The 2306-nt window shown below is 73.9% G+C and carries 2 protein-coding genes; one reads left to right on the forward strand and one right to left on the reverse strand.

Going from position 1 to position 2306, the window contains the following annotated elements; genetic code table 11:
• Positions 1–129: 129 nt before the first annotated feature.
• Positions 130–924 carry a peptidoglycan recognition protein gene (locus AB0L37_RS38310; protein ID WP_365516790.1) on the reverse strand — a complete coding sequence of 265 codons (795 nt, stop codon included), beginning with the start codon at positions 922–924 and terminating at the stop codon, positions 130–132.
• A 95-nt stretch (positions 925–1019) separates the two neighbouring features.
• On the opposite strand from AB0L37_RS38310, the gene AB0L37_RS38315 reads away from it, so the two are divergent.
• Positions 1020–2216 (forward strand): MarP family serine protease, encoded by a 1197-nt coding sequence (locus tag AB0L37_RS38315; protein ID WP_365516793.1) that lies wholly within the window; start codon positions 1020–1022, stop codon positions 2214–2216.
• Positions 2217–2306: the final 90 nt, after the last annotated feature.

Raw genomic sequence — 2306 nt, forward strand, 5'->3', positions numbered from 1 at the left:
TTCCCCGCGCCCCTGAAATGCAGACGCTTCGCGTCGCATTTCCCCGATGAAGGCTGCGCGCAGCGCATGCCTTCAGGGGCGCGGGGAACTGCGCGACCGGCCCCCACGCACCCGCGGACGCCACCCGGCCTAAACGCGCCCCTGCAACCGCGCCGCCCGCTCCCGGATCCCCGGAAGCTCCGCCATCAGCGCCAGCCCCGGACAGAACGTCTCGTACCCGTCCCGATGCCCGGAGACAGCCGGAAACTCCGCCGAAGCCCCCGCAGGGAACCGGCTCAGACTGTTGCTGGAGACGAGCCGCACCGCAGCCCGCGGATCCGTCCCCGACAGCCCCAGCTTCCACGCGACGACGGAGGCGATCGCCTCCGTCATGGCCCGCGGCACCGGCGTGCCCTGCGTGAACGTACCGATCGCGGCGACCCCGGCCGTGTTCTGGTTGAACCCCTGCGTGTGCGCCCCGACGACGGCCCGGTCGACGCCGCCCGCCCGGCCCTCGTACACGGTCCCGCAGCGGTCGACGAGGAAGTTGTAGCCGATGTCGTCCCAGGCCTTGCCGCCCGCCTGACCGGCGTAGAGGTAGCGGATGATGCGCGGCACGTCGGCGCAGTCGTAGCCGTTGGGCGAGTCGGTGTGGTGGATGAAGACGGCGTCGACGTGGTCGGAGTACCGGACCGGGTCGCGGTGGTACGTGTCCGCGTCCTCCAGCCACGCCGCGCGCGGCACGATGCGCGGCGCGGCGGCGGAGTGCGCCCCGGCGGCGGACGCGCGGCTGGCCGGCACGGCGGCGGCCGGCATCACGGCCGCCCGGACCGCCGGTGCCTGGCCCGGCTGCGGCCGGTGGTCGATGGTCACCGCGCACAGCGCGAGGAGCCCGAGGGCCAGGGCTCCGGGCACGCAGCACAGCACGGCTCGTACGACACGCACGTCCTCCACTCTCGGGCCGCCGCGAGCTGTGCGGTCGACCACACGTGGGCCACTTGGCGGAACCAGCGCCGGGTTCGTGGTCGTTTGTTACCGATATGGAGCTCCACATACTCGACGTGCTGCTGCTCGTGCTGGCGCTGGCCTACGCGGCGAGCGGTTACCGGCGCGGGCTGCTGGCCGGCTGCGTCTCGCTCGCCGGTTTCGTGGGCGGCGCGGTCATCGGCGTATGGCTGCTGCCGTGGGTGATGGACGCGGTGACGGCCGGTACGCCGGCGGCCACGGTCGTCGCCGTCCTGACCGTGCTGCTGCCCGCTGTCGCCGGGCACGCGCTGGCCGGGCGCCTTGCGGCGCAGGTGCGGTTCGGGATGGACCGGGCGCCGGGGCCGCTGCGAGTGGCCGACGGGGTCGGCGGCGCGGCGGCGGGCGCGGTCGCGATGCTGGTCGTGGCGTGGGTGGCGGGCAGTGTCCTCGCGGCGTCGTCCTCGGCCTCGCTCAACCAGGCGATCAGGAACTCGACGGTGCTCGGCGCCGTCCAGGACACGATGCCGTCGACGACACCGGCCTGGTTCGCGCGGGCCACGGGGGCGCTCACGTCGGCCGGGTTCCCTCAGGTCTTCGACCCGTTCGCGAACGAGCCGTCCGCCGAGGTGGCCGAGCCCTCCGGGGACAGCGTGACGGCGGCGGCGCGGCAGGCCGCGCTGCGCAGCACGGTCAAGGTGGAGGGCGCGTCGGGCACGCAGGGCCGCGAGGGCAGCGGTTTCGTGTACGCGTCGCAGCACGTGATGACGAACGCGCACGTGGTCGCGGGCATCGACGACCCGACGGTCAAGGTCGGCGGGGTCGGCCGCCCGTACGAGGCGAAGGTGGTCCTGTTCGACCCGGACAAGGACGTGGCGGTGCTGTACGTGCCGGGGCTCGACGCCCCCGCGCTCTCCCTCGACGACAGCGCGTCGCGCGGGGACGCGGCGGTGGTCGCCGGGTATCCGCAGGACGGCGGGCTCGACCTCCAGGCGGCGACGGTCGCCGACACGATCCGGGCCGGCGGGCAGGACATCTACGGCTCCGGGGCCGTGACGCGGGAGATCTACTCGATCCGGTCGACGGTGCTGCCCGGCAATTCGGGCGGTCCGCTGCTCACCACCTCCGGTGAGGTGTACGGGGTGGTGTTCGCCCGGTCCACGACGGATGCGGGGACGGGGTATGTGCTGACGGCGGACGAGGTCGCCGGGGACGCGCAGCGCGCCGCGTCGGCGACGGAACCGGTCGATACGGGCTCGCTGATCTCGTCCTAGATTTCGTCTGCGGGTTCGGTGGGGGCTGGTCGCGCAGTTCCCCGCGCCCCTGGGGAAGCTGCGCGCAGCGCATGCTTCAGGGGCGCGGGG

The organism is Streptomyces sp. NPDC052225 (genome assembly GCF_040679615.1).
Classification (GTDB): domain Bacteria; phylum Actinomycetota; class Actinomycetes; order Streptomycetales; family Streptomycetaceae; genus Streptomyces.

Coding starts and splice junctions, on each gene's coding strand:
- AB0L37_RS38315 (WP_365516793.1), top strand. CDS start 1,020: ATGGAGCTCCACATACTCGACGTGCTGCTGCTCGTGCTGGCGCTGGCC.